This window comes from Thiomonas islandica, from assembly GCF_055383445.1.
In genome coordinates this window covers 2,337,652-2,356,384 of the sequence record NZ_AP042391.1, presented here as the reverse complement: position 1 = coordinate 2,356,384, position 18,733 = coordinate 2,337,652, and the positions used below count along the sequence as shown (strand labels likewise).

13 protein-coding genes and 2 pseudogenes are annotated in these 18,733 nt (G+C 64.6%); 2 read left to right on the top strand and 13 right to left on the bottom strand.

The genetic code is table 11. The annotated features are described in order from the left end of the window. Positions 1–55: 55 nt before the first annotated feature. A pseudogene (locus tag ACZ47F_RS11515) lies at positions 56–825 on the bottom strand (GMC family oxidoreductase). A 43-nt stretch (positions 826–868) separates the two neighbouring features. Continuing rightward, positions 869–1,171 (bottom strand): annotated as a pseudogene (locus ACZ47F_RS11510) (GMC family oxidoreductase N-terminal domain-containing protein); the annotation flags it as partial. Positions 1,172–1,623: 452 nt separating this feature from the next. On the opposite strand from ACZ47F_RS11510, the gene ACZ47F_RS11505 reads away from it, so the two are divergent. Together ACZ47F_RS11505 and ACZ47F_RS11500 are read left to right on the top strand one after the other, a co-directional pair. Continuing rightward, complete coding sequence (locus ACZ47F_RS11505) at positions 1,624–2,871, top strand: molybdopterin-dependent oxidoreductase (protein WP_464924849.1); 1,248 nt, start codon at positions 1,624–1,626, stop codon at positions 2,869–2,871. 13 nt (positions 2,872–2,884) lie between these two features. Continuing rightward, positions 2,885–3,241, top strand: a complete 357-nt coding sequence (locus ACZ47F_RS11500) for a c-type cytochrome (protein WP_464924848.1) — start codon at positions 2,885–2,887, stop codon at positions 3,239–3,241. Between the two features lie 150 nt (positions 3,242–3,391). Here ACZ47F_RS11500 and ACZ47F_RS11495 read toward each other — a convergent pair whose 3' ends face one another. The 11 genes from ACZ47F_RS11495 to ACZ47F_RS11445 form a co-directional block, all read right to left on the bottom strand. Next, complete coding sequence (locus ACZ47F_RS11495; RefSeq protein ID WP_464924847.1) at positions 3,392–4,315, bottom strand: spherulation-specific family 4 protein; 924 nt, start codon at positions 4,313–4,315, stop codon at positions 3,392–3,394. Positions 4,316–4,373: 58 nt separating this feature from the next. Beyond that, the gene (gene typA / locus ACZ47F_RS11490) at positions 4,374–6,200 is read right to left on the bottom strand and encodes a translational GTPase TypA (protein WP_464924846.1); all 1,827 of its coding nucleotides are present in this window, start codon (positions 6,198–6,200) and stop codon (positions 4,374–4,376) included. Next, positions 6,197–7,210, bottom strand: coding sequence for a tRNA pseudouridine(55) synthase TruB (truB, locus tag ACZ47F_RS11485; protein WP_464924845.1), 1,014 nt, complete (start codon positions 7,208–7,210; stop codon positions 6,197–6,199). Before truB ends, typA begins: the two co-directional genes overlap by 4 nt. Positions 7,211–7,240: 30 nt before the next feature. Then, positions 7,241–7,603 (bottom strand): 30S ribosome-binding factor RbfA, encoded by a 363-nt coding sequence (rbfA, locus tag ACZ47F_RS11480; RefSeq protein WP_464924844.1) that lies wholly within the window; start codon positions 7,601–7,603, stop codon positions 7,241–7,243. A 19-nt stretch (positions 7,604–7,622) separates the two neighbouring features. Continuing rightward, positions 7,623–10,541, bottom strand: a complete 2,919-nt coding sequence (gene infB, locus ACZ47F_RS11475; protein WP_464924843.1) for a translation initiation factor IF-2 — start codon at positions 10,539–10,541, stop codon at positions 7,623–7,625. A 76-nt stretch (positions 10,542–10,617) separates the two neighbouring features. Then, positions 10,618–12,096 (bottom strand): transcription termination factor NusA, encoded by a 1,479-nt coding sequence (gene nusA / locus ACZ47F_RS11470; RefSeq protein ID WP_464924842.1) that lies wholly within the window; start codon positions 12,094–12,096, stop codon positions 10,618–10,620. Then, on the bottom strand, positions 12,093–12,665 hold the full coding sequence (gene rimP, locus ACZ47F_RS11465) for a ribosome maturation factor RimP (RefSeq protein ID WP_464924841.1): 573 nt from the start codon (positions 12,663–12,665) through the stop codon (positions 12,093–12,095). The genes nusA and rimP overlap by 4 nt, the downstream gene beginning before the upstream one ends. 352 nt (positions 12,666–13,017) lie before the next feature. After that, positions 13,018–14,634 (bottom strand): ABC transporter ATP-binding protein, encoded by a 1,617-nt coding sequence (locus ACZ47F_RS11460; RefSeq protein WP_464924840.1) that lies wholly within the window; start codon positions 14,632–14,634, stop codon positions 13,018–13,020. Further along, complete coding sequence (locus ACZ47F_RS11455; protein ID WP_464924839.1) at positions 14,631–15,698, bottom strand: ABC transporter permease; 1,068 nt, start codon at positions 15,696–15,698, stop codon at positions 14,631–14,633. Before ACZ47F_RS11455 ends, ACZ47F_RS11460 begins: the two co-directional genes overlap by 4 nt. Continuing rightward, positions 15,695–16,753: a microcin C ABC transporter permease YejB gene (locus tag ACZ47F_RS11450; RefSeq protein WP_464924838.1), complete on the bottom strand. Its 1,059-nt coding sequence runs from the start codon at positions 16,751–16,753 to the stop codon at positions 15,695–15,697. Before ACZ47F_RS11450 ends, ACZ47F_RS11455 begins: the two co-directional genes overlap by 4 nt. Before the next feature lie 99 nt (positions 16,754–16,852). Further along, on the bottom strand, positions 16,853–18,703 hold the full coding sequence (locus ACZ47F_RS11445; RefSeq protein ID WP_464924837.1) for an extracellular solute-binding protein: 1,851 nt from the start codon (positions 18,701–18,703) through the stop codon (positions 16,853–16,855). Positions 18,704–18,733: the final 30 nt, after the last annotated feature.

Below are 18,733 nucleotides of genomic sequence, written 5' to 3'. Positions count from 1 at the left end.
ACGGGTCTATCCCCGATCCCGGGCGCCCCCCTGTTCGGTGGGATGTGGCCGGGAGTCAGTCGGGCGCGCCCAGCCACTTGCTGGCTTGCAACGCAATCATCAACGTTGGCGCATTGGTGTTGCCGCTGGGGATTTCGGGCATGACGGAGGCATCGACCACGCGCAGACCGTCGACGCCGCGCACGCGCAACGATGCGGGTCGACCACGCTGGTCTCATCGCGCCCCATGCGACAGGTGCCGGGTGGTAGCTGGAGGTCGCAGCGTGCATCGGCGGCGTGACGTAAGCGCATGAAGCCACCTCCTTCGGCGGCATTGGTCGTCCCCACGCCCTGCCGGGTCAGCCAGAACTGCACACCTGTGCGCAGCACGCTGACCTTGTCGTAGGTGACCGGCAGGGTGCAGGCGGTCAGGGTGCAGATGTCTAGGTGGTCTTGCAGATTCTCCCCGACCGCCGGCAGATCGCGCACCACACGGATACCGAGGGCGCGCAGATGATCGGCCGGGCCGATGCCGGACAGCAGCAACAGTTGCGGCGAATTGACCCCGCCGCCGCTGAGGATGACTTCACCATCCTCGATCCACCGACGGACGCCACCGCGCTGACGCACCTGTACCCCCACCGCGCGCTCGCAGTCGAAAAGCACGCGCTCGGTCAGGGTATGCGTAAACACGGTCAGATTCGGCCTCCGGCGCACGGGCGCGAGAAAGACTGCCGCGCTGGAGTGGCGCAAACCGTCTTGCTGCGTGACCTGATAGAGACCGACGCCCTCCTGCGTGATGCCGTTGAAATCGGGGTGATGCGGCAGACCGTAGGACACCGGCATCGATGAACGCCTCGGTCAGCACATTGTGATGTCGCAGATCGCTGACGCCGAGCGGGCCGCTGTCGCCGTGGAAGGTATTCGCGCCGCGAGAGTTGTGCTCCATGGCGCGAAACAGCGGCAGAACGGCACGCCACGACCAGGCTGACTCCCCGGTGACTTCGGCCCAGCGCACGTAGTCCTGCGATGCGCCTCGCAAATAGCACATGGCTTTGATCGAACTGGAGCCACCCAGCACCTTGCCGCGCGGCCACCACAGGCGTCGGTTGTCGCGCTGCGGTTCGCGCTCTGTGGTGTAGTTCCAGTTGAACCGTCGTTGCCCGGCCAGCTTGGCGATGCCGGCGGGCATGTGAATGTAGGGATGCCAGTCGGCGCCGCCGGCCTCGATCAGCAGCACGCGGCCGCGGGATCGGCACTGAGACGATTGGCCAGCACGCAGCCGGCCGACCCCGCTCCGACGATGATTTTGTCGAATTCCATCTCCTCTCCCTGGGTTACTTGATCGTATCTAGATGTAATTTATCTTTCTTTTTATGAAATCTCAGCAGCACGGTCTCGGCGTTCTATTTCACCCATTTTGGAATATGCGCATTCACTAATTAATCTTGCCAATTTTTCCCAGTCAGATCAAATAGTTAGAAATTGGATTTGTCCATACAAACATATCGCTGGATAAGCGGATCAAATATCAAAAAATCAGATCAAGATCACCGAATATATCCATTACACGATCCTGCACCCGGCTGATAAAAAGAAAAAAGAGACGACAAATCGCAACATCGGCTCACAACCCCGAGGAGGATGAACATGAACGACCGATCACCGTTTCAAGACGCTGCCTCACGCCGCGCTTTCTTGCAGACCGCGGCCACCGGGCTCGGTACACTCGCGCTGGCACGCAATGCCCTAGCTGCATCCACCGTCGAACTTCCGCTGCCGGGTGGCCCCGACTCGCGCAGGCTTACCAGCGCCTTCCCCGGCAAGGGCGTGATGATTCTCCAACGCACCCGCCCCCCGCTGCTGGAAACCCCCTTTTCCGTGTTCGACAAGGGGGTGTTCACTCCCGTGGACAAGTTCTACGTGCGCTGGCACTGGGCCGGCATTCCTACCACGATGAATCCGCACACCCACAAGATGCGCATCAGCGGGCATGTGAATAAGACGCTGGAATTCACCGTGTTCGATCTGATGAAGCGGTTCAAGCATGTCGAACTTGCTGCAGTCAATCAGTGCTCGGGCAATTCACGCGGCTATTTCCAGCCCAGGGTGCCCGGTGGGCAGTGGAGCAACGGCGCAATGGGCAACGCGCGCTGGGTCGGGGTGCGCCTCAAGGACGTCCTCGATGCCGCAGGGGTCAAGCCCGGTGCGGTGCAGGTGCAATTCGAGGGGTCGGAGCGGCCGGTCATTCCGACGGCACCGAATCTGAAAAAGTCGCTGTCGGTCGACCATGCCCGAGACGGTGAGGTGATGATCGCATGGGAGATGAACGGCCAGGCCCTACCGCTGCTCAACGGATTTCCTTTCCGCCTTGTGGTGCCAGGCTGGTACGCCACCTACTGGACCAAGATGCTGCAGCATGTCCGCGTGCTCGACCATGAGGACACCAATTTCTGGATGCATCCCGCTTACACCATCCCGGACAACTGGCCGCAGGCCAACATGACCCCGGGCGAGAAGGATGTCAAGTTCGTGCCGATCAATCGCATGGTGCCGCGCTCGTTCATCACCAATCTGCGCAGCGGCGATCACATTGGCGCTGACCGGCCGGAACTGGTACGCGGCATCGCCTTCGGCGGCGACACCGGGGTCAAGGCGGTCGATCTGTCCACCGACGGCGGCAAGACCTGGCTGCCGACCGAGCTCGGCCGCGACTACGGAAAGTACAGCTTCCGTCAGTGGTCCACCCACGTCAAACTTCCCAAAGGCCCGCAGACCTTGATGGTCCGCTGCACGAATACCGACGGCCTGCAGCAGCCCATGACCCCGAACTGGAACCCGGGCGGGTTCATGCGCAACGTGGTCGAGTCCACCGAACTGATCGCCGTCTGATAGGGAGCACACCATGACACATCGCCACATCCCCACCGTGCTTCAACGCATGGTCTCTCTCGCCGTCAGCGCTTGTGCACTGAGTGCGGCCACGATCGTCAGCGCAAACGCGTTCACCCCGAAAACCCAGAGCGTCGAACTGCCGACCAGCCATAGCGTGTTCCCCGGGGACAGCGCGGGCGCCCGCGCGGCCAACACCTACTGCCTGATGTGCCATTCCGTCGGCATGGTGATGAACCAGCCGGACTTGCCCAAGGCGGCCTGGCTGGTGGAAGTCAACAAGATGAAAAACGCCTTCAAGGCGCCGATCCCGCAAGACCAGGTCGCGGTGATTGCCGACTATCTGGACAGCATCAAGGGCAAGCACTAACAGGCCGTTGAAAAACTACTGCGGTGGGCCATCTGCGGCGTTGCACGGTGCTCGCTGCCTCGCCTATCTATTTGATATGTCTCGGTCGCTGCGCGCCGTGCGCCTTGCATCTGGCCATCCTCGCGACGTTTTTCAACGGCCTGCTAATTTTCAATTTAGGGACTGGTTCAGCTTCTGAATCGACTGGATCATATCCGCATAAAAGCTGCTGAGCCTGGCCCACGGATCGGCCCCACCCACGCCCTGATCGGTTAGATCGACATAGCCCACCCCTTGCTGAAACAGGCGGTTCAGCGTGACCTGCTGCAACTGCGGCAGGTTGTCTATGCCCAGCGCCAGGTAGGCATAGCGGTTCGCCGCATAGCCGTCCAGACTGGCGGCGGGTGGCGCAGCCAGGTTCAAATCGCTGCTCTCATGCACGACCGTAATGTCGGCTGTCTGTGCGATGGACAATGCTGGATAGGTGCCGGGATTGATGACGACCAGCGGTGGCTGTCCGCCTGCGGACGCGATGCTTTGGCGCACGCTGGACGCGGCAGCGGCGTAGTACGGTGCGAGCGCGGCCTGGCTGGCGACCTCATCGAAAAAGATGCCATCGACCGCATAGCACTGTGCATAGGTCTGCACATCCTGCTGCACCCGGCTGAGGTCGCGCTGACCATACCCGGTGTACACATAGCCCAGCACCCGTGCGCCTGCGGCATGTAACAGCGCAATGCCTTGCTGGAAGGCCGTCAGCCCGGAGGATGGGGGCTGCGTGCAGGGCAGCGGCCCGTTGTTCGGATTGATCACTGCCAGCGTCGGCACGACCGCGGCATGCGCGGCAAGCTCTGTCCAGCCCGGATTGGGCTGGGTCGTCTGCGCCGCGCCGCTGCCACTGGTCACCAGCGGGTAGGCGTACAGCGGCACGAGCACCCCCATCGGCGTGGCGCGCAGAGGCACGCTACTGGCGGCTGCCGCTGGCGTCGCACGCACGCCCGGGTCGGTGGCGAGCCCACCGGAGCCACCACCGCAGCCGGCAAACAACCCGACAACCACACTCAAACCCAGCCCGGCAATCCATCGTGCCCCCATGCGATAACTCCTTCATTGGCCTGCCGATCGGATGGCTCTGTCTTGGCGGCGAAGAATATCAGGCCGCGCGCCCGGCCCGCTTGCGCTCGTTTTCCGTGAGATAGCGCTTGCGCAGACGGATGCTCTTGGGCGTGATTTCAACCAGTTCATCATCCTCGATGAACTCGACCGCGTATTCGAGGGTGAGCTCGATCGGCGGGGTGATCTTGATCGCGTCTTCCTTGCCGCTGACGCGGAAATTGGTGAGCTGTTTGGTGCGGGTGGCGTTGACCACCAGATCGTTGTCACGGCTATGGATGCCCACGATCATGCCCTCGTACACCGGATCGCCCGCCTTGACGAACATGCGACCGCGGTCATCGAGCTTGCCCAGCGCGTAGGTGAAGATTTCACCATCGTCCATGGAGATGAGCACACCATTTTTGCGTCCAGCGATCTCGCCTTTGTGCGGCTCGTAGCCGTCGAAAATATTGGAGATCAGACCCGAGCCACGAGTCAGGTTGAGGAATTCGTTGGTGAAACCGATCAGGCCGCGGGCCGGAATGCGGTATTCCAGCCGCACGCGACCGCGGCCGTCCGGTTCCATGTTGACCAGCTCGCCCTTGCGCTCACCCAGCGCCTGCATCACCCCGCCTTGGTGCGCCTCCTCGATGTCCACCGTCACCAACTCGATCGGCTCGTGGCGCACGCCGTCGATGTCCTTGAACACCACCCGCGGCTTGGACACCGCCAGCTCGTACCCTTCGCGGCGCATGTTCTCCAGAAGAATGGTCAGGTGCAGTTCACCGCGACCCGATACCTCGAATACGCCGTCCTCATCGGTCTCCCGCACCCGCAGCGCCACGTTGGACTGCAGCTCCTTCTGCAGCCGGTCCCAGATCTGGCGACTGGTGACGAACTTGCCTTCGCGCCCGGCCAGCGGACTGGTGTTGACGCAGAAGTTCATGGTCAGCGTCGGCTCGTCCACCTTGAGCATCGGCAGCGGCGCCGGGTTGAGCGGGTCGGTCACGGTCACGCCGATGCCGATGTCGGCAATGCCGTTGATCAGCACGATGTCGCCAGGCCCGGCCTCGGTCACCTGCACGCGGTCGAGTCCCTGGAAGGTCAGCACCTGATTGATCCGCCCCTTGACCGACCTGCCCTGCGGGCCCTCCATCACCAGCACGTCCATGCCGGGGCGGATGGTGCCGGAATTGACCCGTCCGATGCCGATGCGGCCGACGAAGTTGTTGTAATCCAGCGCGGAAATCTGCAGCTGCAGCGGCGCGGCAGGATCGCCGCTGTGCGGCGGCACATGCTTGAGGATGGTGTCGAACAACGCTGACATGTCCGGGCCCCATTGCTGTCCCGGCTCGCCCTCCTCCAGCGACGCCCAGCCGTTGATACCCGAGGCATAGACCACCGGAAAGTCGAGTTGTTCGTCTGTGGCGCCCAGCTTGTCGAACAGGTCGAATGCGGCATTGATGACCGCGTCGGGCTTGGCGCCGGGCTTGTCGACCTTGTTGACCACGACGATGGGCTTCAAGCCCAGCGCCAGCGCCTTCTTGGTGACAAAGCGGGTCTGCGGCATCGGCCCTTCCTGCGCATCGATCAGCAGCACCACGCCGTCGACCATGCTCAGCGCGCGCTCGACCTCGCCGCCAAAGTCTGCGTGGCCGGGGGTGTCGACGATATTGATGTGCGTGCCCCTCCAGCTCACCGCGCAGTTTTTCGCCAGAATGGTGATACCGCGTTCGCGCTCGATGGCGTTGTTGTCCATCACCGTGTCCACGACTTTTTCATGCTCGGCGAACGTGCCTGACTGCCGCAGCAGCTGGTCCACCATGGTGGTCTTGCCATGGTCGACGTGGGCGATGATGGCGATGTTGCGGATCGATTTGCTCATGGTGTGGCGTCCTGATGGAGAGATTCGGTTCGGAGGGGTAAAGGCTGAGGCTGGGGCTGGGGCCCGGCCGCGCTGATGAGTTCGTCTGCGCACAGCACGCGGCGCGGCGCCAGCACCGCACCATCCCACAGCCCCGTGCCCAGCAAAACTGCGGGCTGCGCATCGGATAGCGGGCCGTAGACACGCAGCTCGCGGCCCGCGTCCACTGGTATGTCCAGGGCCAGGCCGACGATCCGCCCACCGTGCTGAAAGCGCCGAGTCTGCCCGGCATCGAGATTCAGACGGGGGAGATCATGCAGCAGCACGTCGGTAGGCAACAGGCGGTGCCGCAGCCCCTGCCGGCCCAGTGCCTCGGCGGCCTGCAGACCAAGCGCCTGCGCCAGCGAAAAAGCACCGCTTGCGGTGCGGGTGAGTGCCGCCAAATGCGCGCCACAGCCCAGCGCCTCGCCGATGTCGCGCGCCAGCGCGCGGATGTAGGTGCCCTTGCCGCAGTGCACGGCCAGCACCAGTCTGTCGTCCTGCAGGTCCAGCAGTTCGATGGAAAAAATCTGCACCGCGCGCGGCGCAAGCGCCAGCGACTGACCCGCCCGCGCATAGGCGTACAGCGGCTTGCCGTCGCGCTTGAGCGCGCTGTGCATCGGCGGGATCTGCAGCACGGTCCCGGTGAACCTGGCCAACTTGGCCTCGACCCGGCTGCGCTCGACCTGCACCGGCTGTCGTGTCAGCACCGCGCCCTCAGCATCGTCGGTGGTCGTACGCACCCCGAGCTGCACCACCGCGGTGTAACGTTTGTCGGCTTCGAGATGGCGCTGTGAGAACTTGGTCGCGCCGCCGAAGCACAGCATCAGCAGGCCGTCGGCTAGCGGATCCAGGGTGCCGCCATGCCCGGCCTTGGCCGCACGCAGCATCCGGCGCACCCGTTGCAGCGCGTGTTGCGAGCTCACACCGCGCGGCTTGTCGAGCAGCAACACACCGTTGACCGCCTCCCAGGGCGTTTTTTCTGCATTCATCGTGGTGGAAGCCCGCGCCGCGCGCGCCAGTCAGTCGTCTTTGGCCCGCTGCGACAGCGCCTGCCGGATCAGGCCGTCCATTTCTGCGGCTTTTTCGGTCGTCGGGTCGAACACGAAATGCAGTGTCGGGACGGTATGGATCTGCAAGCGCTTGAACAGCAGGCTGTGCAGATACCCCGCCTTGTCGCTGAGGATCTGCCGTGCGGTCTCGGGTTCGGCGCCGATCACGCTGAAATAGACCTTGGCATGGGCATAGTCCGGCGTGAGCTGCACGTCTGTGAGCGTGACCAGCCCGAGCTGCGGATTGCGCAGCTCGCGCTGGATCAGCTCGGCCAGATCGCGCTGGATCTGATCGGCGATGCGCTGCGCGCGGTTGGGTGTCGATCGTTTCATTTCGGTGGAATCCGCGCGCTCACAGCGTCCGCGCCACTTCCTTGACCTCAAAGACTTCGAGCTGATCGCCGACTTCGATGTCCTGGAAATTCTTCAACGACAGGCCGCATTCGAAGCCTTCCTTGACCTCGCGCACATCGTCCTTGAAGCGCTTGAGCGAATCGAGCTCGCCGGTGTGGATGACCACGTTGTTGCGCAGCACCCGCACCTGCGCCGAGCGCCGCACCACACCCGAGAGCACCATGCAACCGGCCACCGTCCCCACCTTGGGAATACGGAACACCTGACGAGTCTCCACCAGACCCAGGATTTCTTCCTTTTTCTCCGGCGTGAGCATGCCGGACATAGCCGCCTTGATCTCGTCCACCGCTTCGTAAATGATGTTGTAGTAGCGGATGTCGATTCCGTTGTTTTCGGCCAGTTTGCGCGCGCCGGTGTCAGCACGGGTGTTGAAGCCGATGATCACGGCATTCGAGGCGATCGCCAGGTTGACGTCACTCTCGGAAATGCCCCCGACCGCGGCATGCACGATCTGCACTTTGATTTCGGGCGTCGAAAGCTTGGTGAGCGCATGGATGAGCGCTTCCTGCGAGCCTTGCACATCGGCCTTGATGATGAGCGGCAGGGTCTTGCTGTTCTCGTCCATCTGCTCGAACATGTTTTCGAGCTTGGCCGCCTGCTGGCGCGCCAGCTTGACATCGCGGTACTTGCCCTGACGGAACAGTGCGATCTCGCGCGCCTTGCGCTCGTCGAGCAGCACCATGATCTCCTCACCCGCACTGGGGACCTCGGTCAGCCCCTGGATTTCCACCGGGATGGACGGGCCGGCCTCTGTCACCGACTTGCCGTTCTCGTCCAGCATGGCGCGCACCCGGCCATAGGCCGAGCCGGCCAGCACTACGTCGCCGCGCTTGAGCGTGCCGCTTTGCACCAGCACCGTAGCCACCGGACCACGACCCTTGTCCAGCCGCGATTCGATGACCAGCCCCTTGGCCGGCGCATCGACCGGCGCCTTGAGCTCGAGCACCTCAGCCTGCAGTAAGATCTGCTCGAGCAGTTCATCGATGCCCTGCCCGGTCTTGGCCGATACCGGCACGAAAGGCGAGTCACCGCCGTATTCCTCGGGCACCACGCCTTCGGCAATCAGTTCCTGCCGCACCCGGTCGGGGTTGGCGCCCGGCTTATCGATCTTGTTCAGCGCCACGACCAGCGGCACGCCGGCCGCCTTGGCATGCGAGATGGCCTCTTTGGTCTGCGGCATCACGCCGTCATCCGCAGCCACCACCAAAATGACGATGTCGGTCGCCTTCGCACCGCGCGCCCGCATGGCGGTGAACGCCTCGTGGCCCGGGGTGTCGAGAAAGGTCACGATGCCGCGCGGGGTTTGGACGTGATAGGCACCGATATGCTGGGTGATGCCACCGGCCTCGCCCGCAGCGACCTTGGTGCGACGGATGTAGTCGAGCAACGAGGTCTTGCCGTGGTCGACATGCCCCATGACGGTGACCACCGGTGCACGCGGCAGCTGCTGGGCATTGGCATGCGCGGCTTCGCCGTCCTCGCTGAGAAAGTTTTCCGGGTCATCGAGCTTGGCGGCAACCGCACGATGGCCGAGCTCCTCGACCACGATCATTGCGGTTTCCTGATCGAGCACCTGGTTGATGGTCACCATCTGACCCAGCTTCATCAGCGCCTTGATCACCTCGGCCGCCTTGACCGCCATTTTGTGCGCCAGTTCGGCTACTGTGATGGTTTCGGGCACATGGACCTCGCGCACGATCATCTCCGCCGGCGCGGACGAGCTCTGCTGTTCGTCACTGCGGTCGTTGCGGCCGCCACGGCGACCGACATTGACCTTGGGCCCGCGCCAGCCCCCGGCGCTGCCGGTGGGGTTGCCGCGCGGCTTGATCGCCGAGCCGCGCTTTTTCGCCGCGTCGTCGGCCCAGGAGGAAGAGAGCTTTTCCGACTTGATCTGCTTGTCGTCCTTCTTGCCCGCGCCGCCAGCGGAGGCGGTCGTTGCGCTGCCTGCGGCCTTGGTCGCGGTAGCTGCCGGCTTGTGGATCGTGCCCTTGATCGCACCGCTGGTCGCGGGGCTCTCGGCGGGCTTGGCTGCCGGCTTTTCCGCACGCAGCACGGTGCGCGGGCGCGCCATCATGTCGCGGATCGCCGCAGCCTCGGCTTCGGCGGCGATGCGGCGTTTCTGGATTTCGGCGAGTTTTTTCGCTTCCTCTGCATCCTGCTGCTTTTGCGCAGCCAGACGCTCGGCATCGCTCCTGGCCTGGTTTGCTGCGGCTTGGGCGGCTGGTTGATCGGCTGGCTCGCCACCGGGTTGCGGTGCGGCGGTCTGACCGGCTTGCGCCGTGCCGGCGGCAGCGGCGGCGGCGGCCTGCGCTGCCTTGGCCGCCTGGGCCTGGGCTTCGCGCTCGGCCTGCTCGCGCGCCTGCTTCTCGCGCAGTTCCTGTGCGGCGCGGCGCTCTTGCTCCGCAGCACGCTGCGCAGCGAGTTCCTCGGCCTGGCGAGCCAGCAACTCGGCCTGGCGCTGTGCCTCGGCTTCGCGACGCCGCAGTTCGGCCTCGTCGATACGCGCGGCCTCGCTCTGCTGCGCTGGCTGCACTTCAGTGACCGGCGGGATGTCGTCGCGTTTGACGAACACGCGCTTCTTGCGCACCTCCACATGGATGGTGCGCGCCTTGCCGGTCGCGTCGGCCTGCTTGATTTCGCTGGTCTGCTTGCGCGTCAGGGTGATTTTTTTGCGCTCGCCGCCGCCCGCGGCGCCGTGTGCCGCGCGCAGATAATCGAGCAGGCGCGCCTTGTCGCCCTCGCTGATGACATCGTCCGCAGCACGCGGCCCGACACCTGCCTGCTGCAGTTGCTGCTGTAGGAGGTTGAGGGGTTTGCCGAGTTCTGCTGCGAGTTGTGCGACGGTATGACTGGCCATTGATGGTGTGTCCTGGGATGGCTTGAAACAGGTGAAGGCGGATGGCGTGGTGGGGCGCGATCGAGGATGCCGCGGCTCAGGCGTTGAACCAGTGCGCGCGGGCCTTTAGGATGAGATCGGCTGCGCGGGCGTCGTCTGTGTGCAGGATGGCGGCCAACTCGTCGGTGGCCAGGTCGCCCAGATCGTCGAGGGTCAGCACACCGGCATCGGCCAGCAGCGCCAGATCGTCTGCGCTCAAGCCCTCGAGGGCCTTGAGCTGAGCATCCATTTCATCGAGCTTTTGCTCACGGGCGATTTCCTGAGTGAGCAGCGCGTTGCGGGCGCGTTCGCGCAGTTCGTTGACCGTCTCCTCGTCGAAGGCTTCGATCTCAAGCATTTCGTTGAGCGGCACATAGGCCAGTTCCTCGAGGCTGGTGAAGCCCTCGGCGATGAGAATGTCGGCCACTTCCTGATCGACATCGAGCTTCTCGACGAACAGCCGGCGCATCTTTTCCATCTCCTGCGTGGTGCGGGCGTTGGATTCTTCGGCGCTGAGGATGTTGATCTGCCAGCCGGTCAGCTCGGAGGCCAGCCGGACGTTCTGTCCGGTACGCCCGATGGCCAGCGCGAGGTTTTCCTCGTCGACCGCCACGTCCATCGCATGTTTTTCCTCGTCAACCACGATGGACGATACATTGGCCGGGGCCAGCGCGCCGATGACGAACTGCGCCGGGTCTTCCGACCACAGCACGATGTCCACACGCTCACCACCGAGCTCGTTGCTCACCGCGTTGACGCGAGAGCCGCGGATCCCCACGCAGGTGCCAATCGGATCGACCCGCCGGTCATGCGAGACCACCGCGATCTTGGCGCGCACCCCGGGCTCGCGGGCGCAGGACTTGATTTCCAGCAGACCCTGCTCGATCTCCGGCACCTCCAGGCGAAACAGCTCGATCATGAATTCGGGCGCAGTGCGGGAAATTTCGATCTGCGGGCCGCGGGCGGTGCGGTCGATTTTGGTGATGACCGCGCGCACCCGATCGCCGACCCGCAGGTTTTCCTTCGGGATCATTTCGCTGCGGCGCAGACGGGCATCGACTTTGCCGGACTCGACGATCACGTCGCCCTTGTCCAGGCGCTTGACCACGCCATTGAAAATTTTGTCGTTGCGCGCGAGAAAGTCGTTGAGGATCTGCTCACGCTCGGCATCTCGGATTTTTTGCAGGATGACCTGCTTGGCCGCCTGCGCACCGATGCGACCAAACGCGATGCTCTCGATCGGTTCCTCGATGTAGTCGCCCACCTCGATATCCGGTATCTGCTCACGCGCCTCGAACAGCAGGATCTCGCTGTCAGGCTGCTGCAGGCCGGCCTCGTCGGGCACGACATGCCAGCGGCGGAAGGTCTCGTATTCGCCGGTCTCGCGATCGATCTGCACCCGCACGTCGGGCTCGCCCTCGTACAGGCGCTTGGTGGCCGACGCCAGCGCGGCTTCGACCGCGCCGAACACGACGTCGCGATCGACGTTTTTCTCACGCGCCAGGGCGTCCACCAGCATCAAAATCTCGCGACTCATTTTCGACCACTCCCAAAATCGACAACAGGCACCAGGCGCACCTCGCGCACCTCGGCCAGACTGAAATTCATGACGGACTGCGGCGCGTCGTCCAGAGGCTTTACCGCCACTGGCGCGGCCGCCGGCTTCGCCCCGCGCCGGGCCGCGGGTCGTGTCCGTCCCTTGACTGGACTGGCGGGCTCTGGGGGCGACAGCAGCACGGAAAATCGCCCTGGTGCCTCGTCCTGCGCCGCCTCCAGCAACACGCCGCGGTATTTTTTTCGTCCCCGGAACGGCACACGCAGCACGATGTCGATTTCCTGCCCGGCGAAACGGACAAAGTCCTGCGGCTTGCGCAGCAGCCGGTCCAGACCGGGCGAAGACACCTCCAAACGTCCGTAGTCGACGTTTTCCACCTCGAACACATACTGCAGCTGCCGCGACACCCGCTCGCAATCGTCCACGGTCACTGCGGTGCCGTCGGCATGGTCGATGGTCACGCGCAGCAGCCCGCGCGGAAGGTGCTCCACCTCCACGAGCTCCAGCCCAAGGCTGGCCACTGCGGTTTCCACTGCCTGCATTGCACTCATGCCTGTCAAACCACTCCTACTGCATCACTTGCCCACGGCGGGCAGAACGCGCAAAAAAAAAGGGCGATGATGTCGCCCAGTTGGTGCCCTTCGCCGCGCCGAGACGTGAACCCGGCCACACATGCCAGCCCTGCAAGGCAGGATACCAGCCGGTTTCGAAGCGGGGCCGGCAACTCCATTGCCCCACATTTCTCACCGTGCCCTGCCCGTTGCCTGACCACGACCAAGCGACTGCTCGTTTTTCGCGCTTCTCTCCTGCATTCTTGCCGTCAGCGAAAAAATGAATTATAGGGGTGTCCCCTGATTTTTGGCAACCACGCAGCCCCAAGACATGGCAGGCAAGGCACCGGCTTCAACTGCCACGCCAATTCCCGTCCAGATCGGCCGCGGCGAGCAGCGCCCGGGTGTAGGGCTGCTGGGGCGCGCGCAGCACGGCGTCCAACGGGCCCTGCTCCACCACCCGGCCCTGATGCAGCACCAGCACGTGATGCGCCAGCGCGGCGATCACCGCCAGGTCGTGGCTGATCAGCACATAGGCCAGGCCGTGGCGCTGCTGCAATGCAGCAAGCAGTTCGAGCACCTGCTGCTGCACCGAGACATCGAGCGCGCTGGTCGGCTCATCGAGAATGAGGATTTTGGGCTTGAGGATCAGTGCGCGGGCAATGGCGATGCGCTGGCGCTGTCCGCCCGAGAAGGCGTGTGGGTAGCGCTGCATATCGGCGCTGCTCAGCGGCAGCCCGACCTCGGCCAGTATGTCCTGCGCGCGCTGCCGTCGCTGCGCCGCGCCGAGCTCGGGACGGTGGATTTCCAGTCCCTCCTCGACGATCTGCGCCACCGTGCGCCGTGGCGACAGACTGGAAAACGGATCTTGGAACACGATCTGCGCCTGCGCGCGCAGCGCCCGCAGCGCGCGCGGCGATTGCGCTGCCGGATCGTGTCCCAGCAGATCGACCAAGCCGCCCTGCCGCCGCAGCAGGCCGAGCAGCGCCAGCGCTAGGGTGGATTTGCCGCTGCCCGACTCGCCGACCACGCCGAGCGTCTGCCGGGCGGGCAGGTCGAGAGAAATGTCCTGTAGCACAGGATGCCAGGTTCTGCGCAACAAGCCACCAGCCTGCGCAAAGCGCACGCTCAAGGCTCGGGCGCGGAGCGCGACCTGCGGCGATGCCGTCTCCTGCACCGCGTGCACCAGCCGCCGTGGCCGGCTCTGCAGCAGCATGCGGGTGTAGGCATGCTGCGGCGCATCGAAGACCGTGCGAACCTCTCCCGCCTCGACCACACGGCCCTGCTGCATCACCGCAACCCGATGCGCATAGTGGCGTACCAGATGCAGATCGTGGGTGATGAACAGCAGCGCCAGCCCGTATTCGGCCTGCAGCGCATCGAGCAAATCGAGAATCTGGCGCCGCACGGTCACGTCCAGCGCGGTGGTGGGTTCGTCGGCCAGCAGCAGGCGAGGACGACAGGCCAGGGCGATGGCGATCATCGCCCGCTGGCGCTGGCCGCCAGAGAGTTGGTGCGGATAGTCGAGCGCGCGCCGTGCCGGCTCGGCAATGCCCAGCTGCGCCAGCAGTTCCACCGCCCGGGCCCATGCAGCACGACGCGACAGTGCCTCGTGCAGTTCCAGAACCTCGGCAATCTGCCGCCCCACCGGATGCAGCGGGTTCAGCGCGGTCATCGGTTCCTGGAAGATCATCGCGATGTCCTTGCCGCGGATCGCACGCATCTGCCGCTCGCTTAGGCTGCCGAGGTCGCGGCCATCGAGCTGCACACGACCCGACTGCTGCGCACCACTCAGCAGGCGTAGCAGGGCCAGCGCGCAGACGGTCTTGCCCGAACCGGACTCGCCGACCAGCGCAACCTTTTCTCCAGCGGCGATATCCAGATCGACACCCTGCACCACGGCCTGCGCTCCGAAGCGCACCTGCAGGCTGCGCACGCGCAGCAGCGGCGGGGCGGGCGTCGCACTCATGGTGCGCCGACTCCAGATTGTCGTGGATCGAGCGCGTCGCGCAGCGCCTCGCCGATGAAGGTCAGCAACAGCAAAATGGTCACCAGCGCGCCGAAAGCTGCTGCCGAAATCCACCAGGCGTCGAGATTGGCCTTGCCCTGCGCCAGCAACTCGCCCAGGCTGGGCGTGGGCGGCGGCACGCCCAGGCCGAGAAAGTCCAGGCTGGTCAGCGCCAGCAGCGCACCGCTCATACGAAACGGCAGGAAGGTGACCACCGGGGTGAGGCTGTTGGGCAGGATGTGGCGCCACATGATGCGGCCATGCGACAGGCCGAGCGCCTGCGCCGCGCGCACATAGTCCATCTGCCGGTTGCGCAGGAATTCAGCGCGCACATAGTCGGCCAGCCCCATCCACCCGAACAGCGACAACAGAATCAGCAGCAGCGCCAGCCCCGGCGCAAACACCGCGGAAAAGATGATCAGCAAATACAGCTCAGGCATCGATCCCCACACCTCGATGAAACGCTGCACCGACAGATCGATGCGCCCGCCGAAATAGCCCTGCACCGCCCCGATCAGCAGCCCCAGCGCAGTGCCAGTGACCGTGAGCGCCAGCGCGAACAGCACCGACAGCCGAAAGCCATAGATCAGCCGCGCCAGCACGTCGCGGCCGCGGTCGTCCGTCCCCAGCCAGTGCCGCGTCGATGGCGAGGAAGGAAACGGCCGCTGCGCAAAGTAGTCGATGGTGTCGGCGCCAAAAGGAATAGGCGGATAGATTGCAAAATTGCCCGGGGCCGACAGCCGGGCGCGGATGAAGGGGTCGAGGTAGTCGGCCGGGGTGTGGAAGTCGCCGCCAAAAGTGGTTTCTGGATAGTCGTGCAGCAGCGGCACGTAAAACCGCCCCTCATACCGCACCAGTAGCGGCTTGTCATTGCTCAGCACCGGCGCCAGCAGGCTCAGGCCGAACAGCAGCAGGAACAGCCACAGACTCCAGCGACCGAGCCGGTGCGCCTTGAATCGCGCCCAGCCCTGCGACAGGAACGGATGTCGCTGCAGAAGTGCAGCGGAGGCAACGGCGGCGCTCACCGCAGGGCTCCGAACTGGATGCGCGGATCGACCCAGACATAGCTCAGGTCGGCGATCAGCTTGGTCACCAGCCCGATCAAGGTGAACAGGTACAGCGAGCCCATGACCACCGGATAGTCGCGCCGCATCACCGCCTCATACGACAGCAGGCCGAGCCCGGGCAACGAGAACAGGGTTTCGATCAGCAGCGAACTGGCAAAGAACGCGCCGATGAACGCCGCTGGAAACCCGGTAACCAGCGGAATCAACGCATTGCGCAGCACATGCCGCCACAGCACGGCGCGTTCGCTCAACCCCTTCGCGCGCGCGGTGAGCACATACTGCTTACGGATTTCCTCGAGAAATGCGTTCTTGGTCAGCATGGTGATCACCGCAAAGCTGCCCGCCGTGGACGCCACCACAGGCAGGGTGATATGCCAGAGATAGTCGGTGATCTTGTGCCAAAGGCTGAACTGCGACCAGCCGTCCGACACCAGCCCACGCAGCGCAAACCACTGCAGCCAGGTGCCACCGGCAAATAGCACCAGCAGCAGCACGCCAAGCACAAAGCCTGGAATCGCGTAGCCCACCAGCACGGCGATGCTGGTGGCCACATCGAAGCGGCTGCCATGGCGTACCGCCTTGGCGATGCCCAGCGGAATCGAAATCAGATAGGTCAGCAGAAAATTCCACATCCCCAGTGAGATCGACACCGGCAGCCGCTCCTTGATCAGCGTCCACACCGCCTCGTGGTGGTAGTAGCTGCGCCCGAGATCGAAATGCGCGAACTGCCACAGCATGTCGAGGTAGCGCTGCAGCGGCGGCTTGTCAAAGCCGTAGAGCTTGCGCAGCTCGGCCAGTTGCCTAGGCGAGATGCCCTGCGCACCGCGATAGATGCCCTGCGCGGCGGCCGCCTCGCCTGCAGCGCCGCCGTCCTTGCCGCGCAGCTGCGACACCATCTGCTCCACCGGCCCGCCCGGGACGAACTGCACCACAACGAAGGTGAGGGACAGCACACCCAGCAGCGTAGGAATCATCAGCAGCACGCGCTTGAGGATGTAGGTCCAGAGATTCATGCGTCCATCCATGTCGTCATGCCCACGACCACCGCTGAGCGATTTCCTCCGCCCCATCGATGGGGAGAGTTGGGGTGTGGAAAGCTTGCCCCGCGATTTTCACGCCGCCCACCAGCATTGCACAGCCCAGGACTCCGGCTGGTAGTACAGCGGCAGGGTCTTCGGCCAGGCGAATTTGTGCGCGGCGATGGCCACACGGAAGGTGTCGCTGTACCACTGCGGCACCGAGTACCAGCCGCATACCAGCACGCGGTCGAGGGCGCGGCAGGCAGCCTGCAGCTCGCGCATGGTGGTGGCAGCGACGACTTTTTCGATCAGCGCGTCCACCGCCGGGTCGCGCAGCCCCCACACATTGTCCGAGCCCTGCACCCCGGCCGCGCGCGAGCCGAAGCGGTCGAATAGCTCATTGCCTGGGCTGGTGCTGCCGCCGTAGCGGATGGTGGTCATGTCGAAGTCGAAGGTATCCATGCGCTGCTGGTACAACGCAAAGTCCACCAGCCGATAGTTGAGAGTGATACCCAGCCTGGAAAGCGCCTGCGCATAGACCGAGATGATGCGCGACATCGCTCCCTGAGCATCAAGATAGTCGATCACCAGCGCCTGCCCGCGGGCGTTGCGCAGCGCCCCGTCACGCCAGTGCCAGCCGGCCTGCACGAGCAGCGCGCGGGCCTTGAGCAAGTTGGCGCGCAGACTGCCCGGCGGGTTGGTGCTGGGCATGCGCGGCAGCGCGCCGAACACCGCGGGCGGCAGTTGCGCGCGCAGCGGCTGCAGCAGCGCCAGTTCGTCGACACCCGGGGTGCCGTGCGCCTCGAACGGCGTATTGGCAAAGTAGCCCTCGATGCGTTTGTACGCACCGTAGAACAGCATGCGGTTGAGCCACTGGAAGTCCAGCGCCAGCGCCAGCGCCTGTCGCACCCGCACGTCCTGGAACTGCGGGCGACGCAGGTTGACCACGAAGCCCTGGAACCCCGCCGGGTTGTGATTGGGCAGCTCTAGCTTGATCAGCGCCCCGCTGTCGAACCCGGGGCCGCGGTACTGTCGTGCCCAGTTACGGGCGATGAACTCCTGCAGCAGATCGAACTCGCCCGCCTTGAACGCCTCCAGCCGCGCGGTGCCGTCCAGATAAAGCTTGTAGGTGATCTCGGCAAAGTTGAACTGGCCGCGCCGTGTGGGCAAGTGCCAGCCCCAGTAATCTGCGCGGCGCGCGTAGGTGATGTCACGCTGCTGCGACTGCCGCGCAATGCGGTACGGGCCGCTGGCGATCGGGGTGTCGATCACACTGCTGAATGGTCGGCCCGCCGCCCACTTGGGCGAGAACACCGGCAAGCCGGCGAGCAGGATGGGCAGCTCGTGATTGCGCCGCTTGAAGGTGAACCGCACCTGCCGCGCGTCCAGCGCTACGGCCTGGGCCACATCGGCATAGAGGCTAGCGAACTGCGGCGCAGCCTCGCTGCTGGTCAGGGTGGTGAAGGCATAGACCACGTCGTGCGCGGTGACCGCATCGCCGTTGGAAAACCGGGCCCGCGGATCGAGCCGGAACTGCACCGACAGGCCGTCCGCCGCCACCGCGATGTCCTCGGCCAGCAGGCCGTACATGGTGTTGGGCTCGTCCCAGCTCGGTGTCATCAGGCTTTCGAACACCAGCGTGTTCAGCCCCGGCGCGGCGTTGCCCTTGAGGGTGAAGGGGTTGAGCTTGTCGAAACTGCCACCCACGGTCGGTGGGGTGAGCACCAGACTGCCGCCCACCGGCGCGTGCGGGTTGGCATAGTCGAAATGGGTGAAATCCGGCGAATACTTCGGCTGGTCGTAAAGCGCGTAGGCGCCTTGCCCGGCAGAGCTGGCCCACGCCTGCCCAAACCCCAGCACGGCCAGCGGCAGGCCTTGCAGCAGGCGGCGGCGATCCGGGGACAGCGGACGAGACAGAGCATGGGCCATGCGAGAATTCTGCATGACCTGCCGCGGACTTGTGGCAAATTCCTG

Coding starts and splice junctions, on each gene's coding strand:
- infB (WP_464924843.1), bottom strand. CDS start 10,541: ATGGCCAGTCATACCGTCGCACAACTCGCAGCAGAACTCGGCAAACCC.
- ACZ47F_RS11460 (WP_464924840.1), bottom strand. CDS start 14,634: ATGAGTGCGACGCCCGCCCCGCCGCTGCTGCGCGTGCGCAGCCTGCAG.
- typA (WP_464924846.1), bottom strand. CDS start 6,200: ATGAGCAAATCGATCCGCAACATCGCCATCATCGCCCACGTCGACCAT.
- ACZ47F_RS11450 (WP_464924838.1), bottom strand. CDS start 16,753: ATGAATCTCTGGACCTACATCCTCAAGCGCGTGCTGCTGATGATTCCT.
- ACZ47F_RS11445 (WP_464924837.1), bottom strand. CDS start 18,703: ATGCAGAATTCTCGCATGGCCCATGCTCTGTCTCGTCCGCTGTCCCCG.
- ACZ47F_RS11505 (WP_464924849.1), top strand. CDS start 1,624: ATGAACATGAACGACCGATCACCGTTTCAAGACGCTGCCTCACGCCGC.
- truB (WP_464924845.1), bottom strand. CDS start 7,210: ATGAATGCAGAAAAAACGCCCTGGGAGGCGGTCAACGGTGTGTTGCTG.
- rimP (WP_464924841.1), bottom strand. CDS start 12,665: ATGAGTGCAATGCAGGCAGTGGAAACCGCAGTGGCCAGCCTTGGGCTG.
- rbfA (WP_464924844.1), bottom strand. CDS start 7,603: ATGAAACGATCGACACCCAACCGCGCGCAGCGCATCGCCGATCAGATC.
- nusA (WP_464924842.1), bottom strand. CDS start 12,096: ATGAGTCGCGAGATTTTGATGCTGGTGGACGCCCTGGCGCGTGAGAAA.
- ACZ47F_RS11495 (WP_464924847.1), bottom strand. CDS start 4,315: ATGGGGGCACGATGGATTGCCGGGCTGGGTTTGAGTGTGGTTGTCGGG.
- ACZ47F_RS11500 (WP_464924848.1), top strand. CDS start 2,885: ATGACACATCGCCACATCCCCACCGTGCTTCAACGCATGGTCTCTCTC.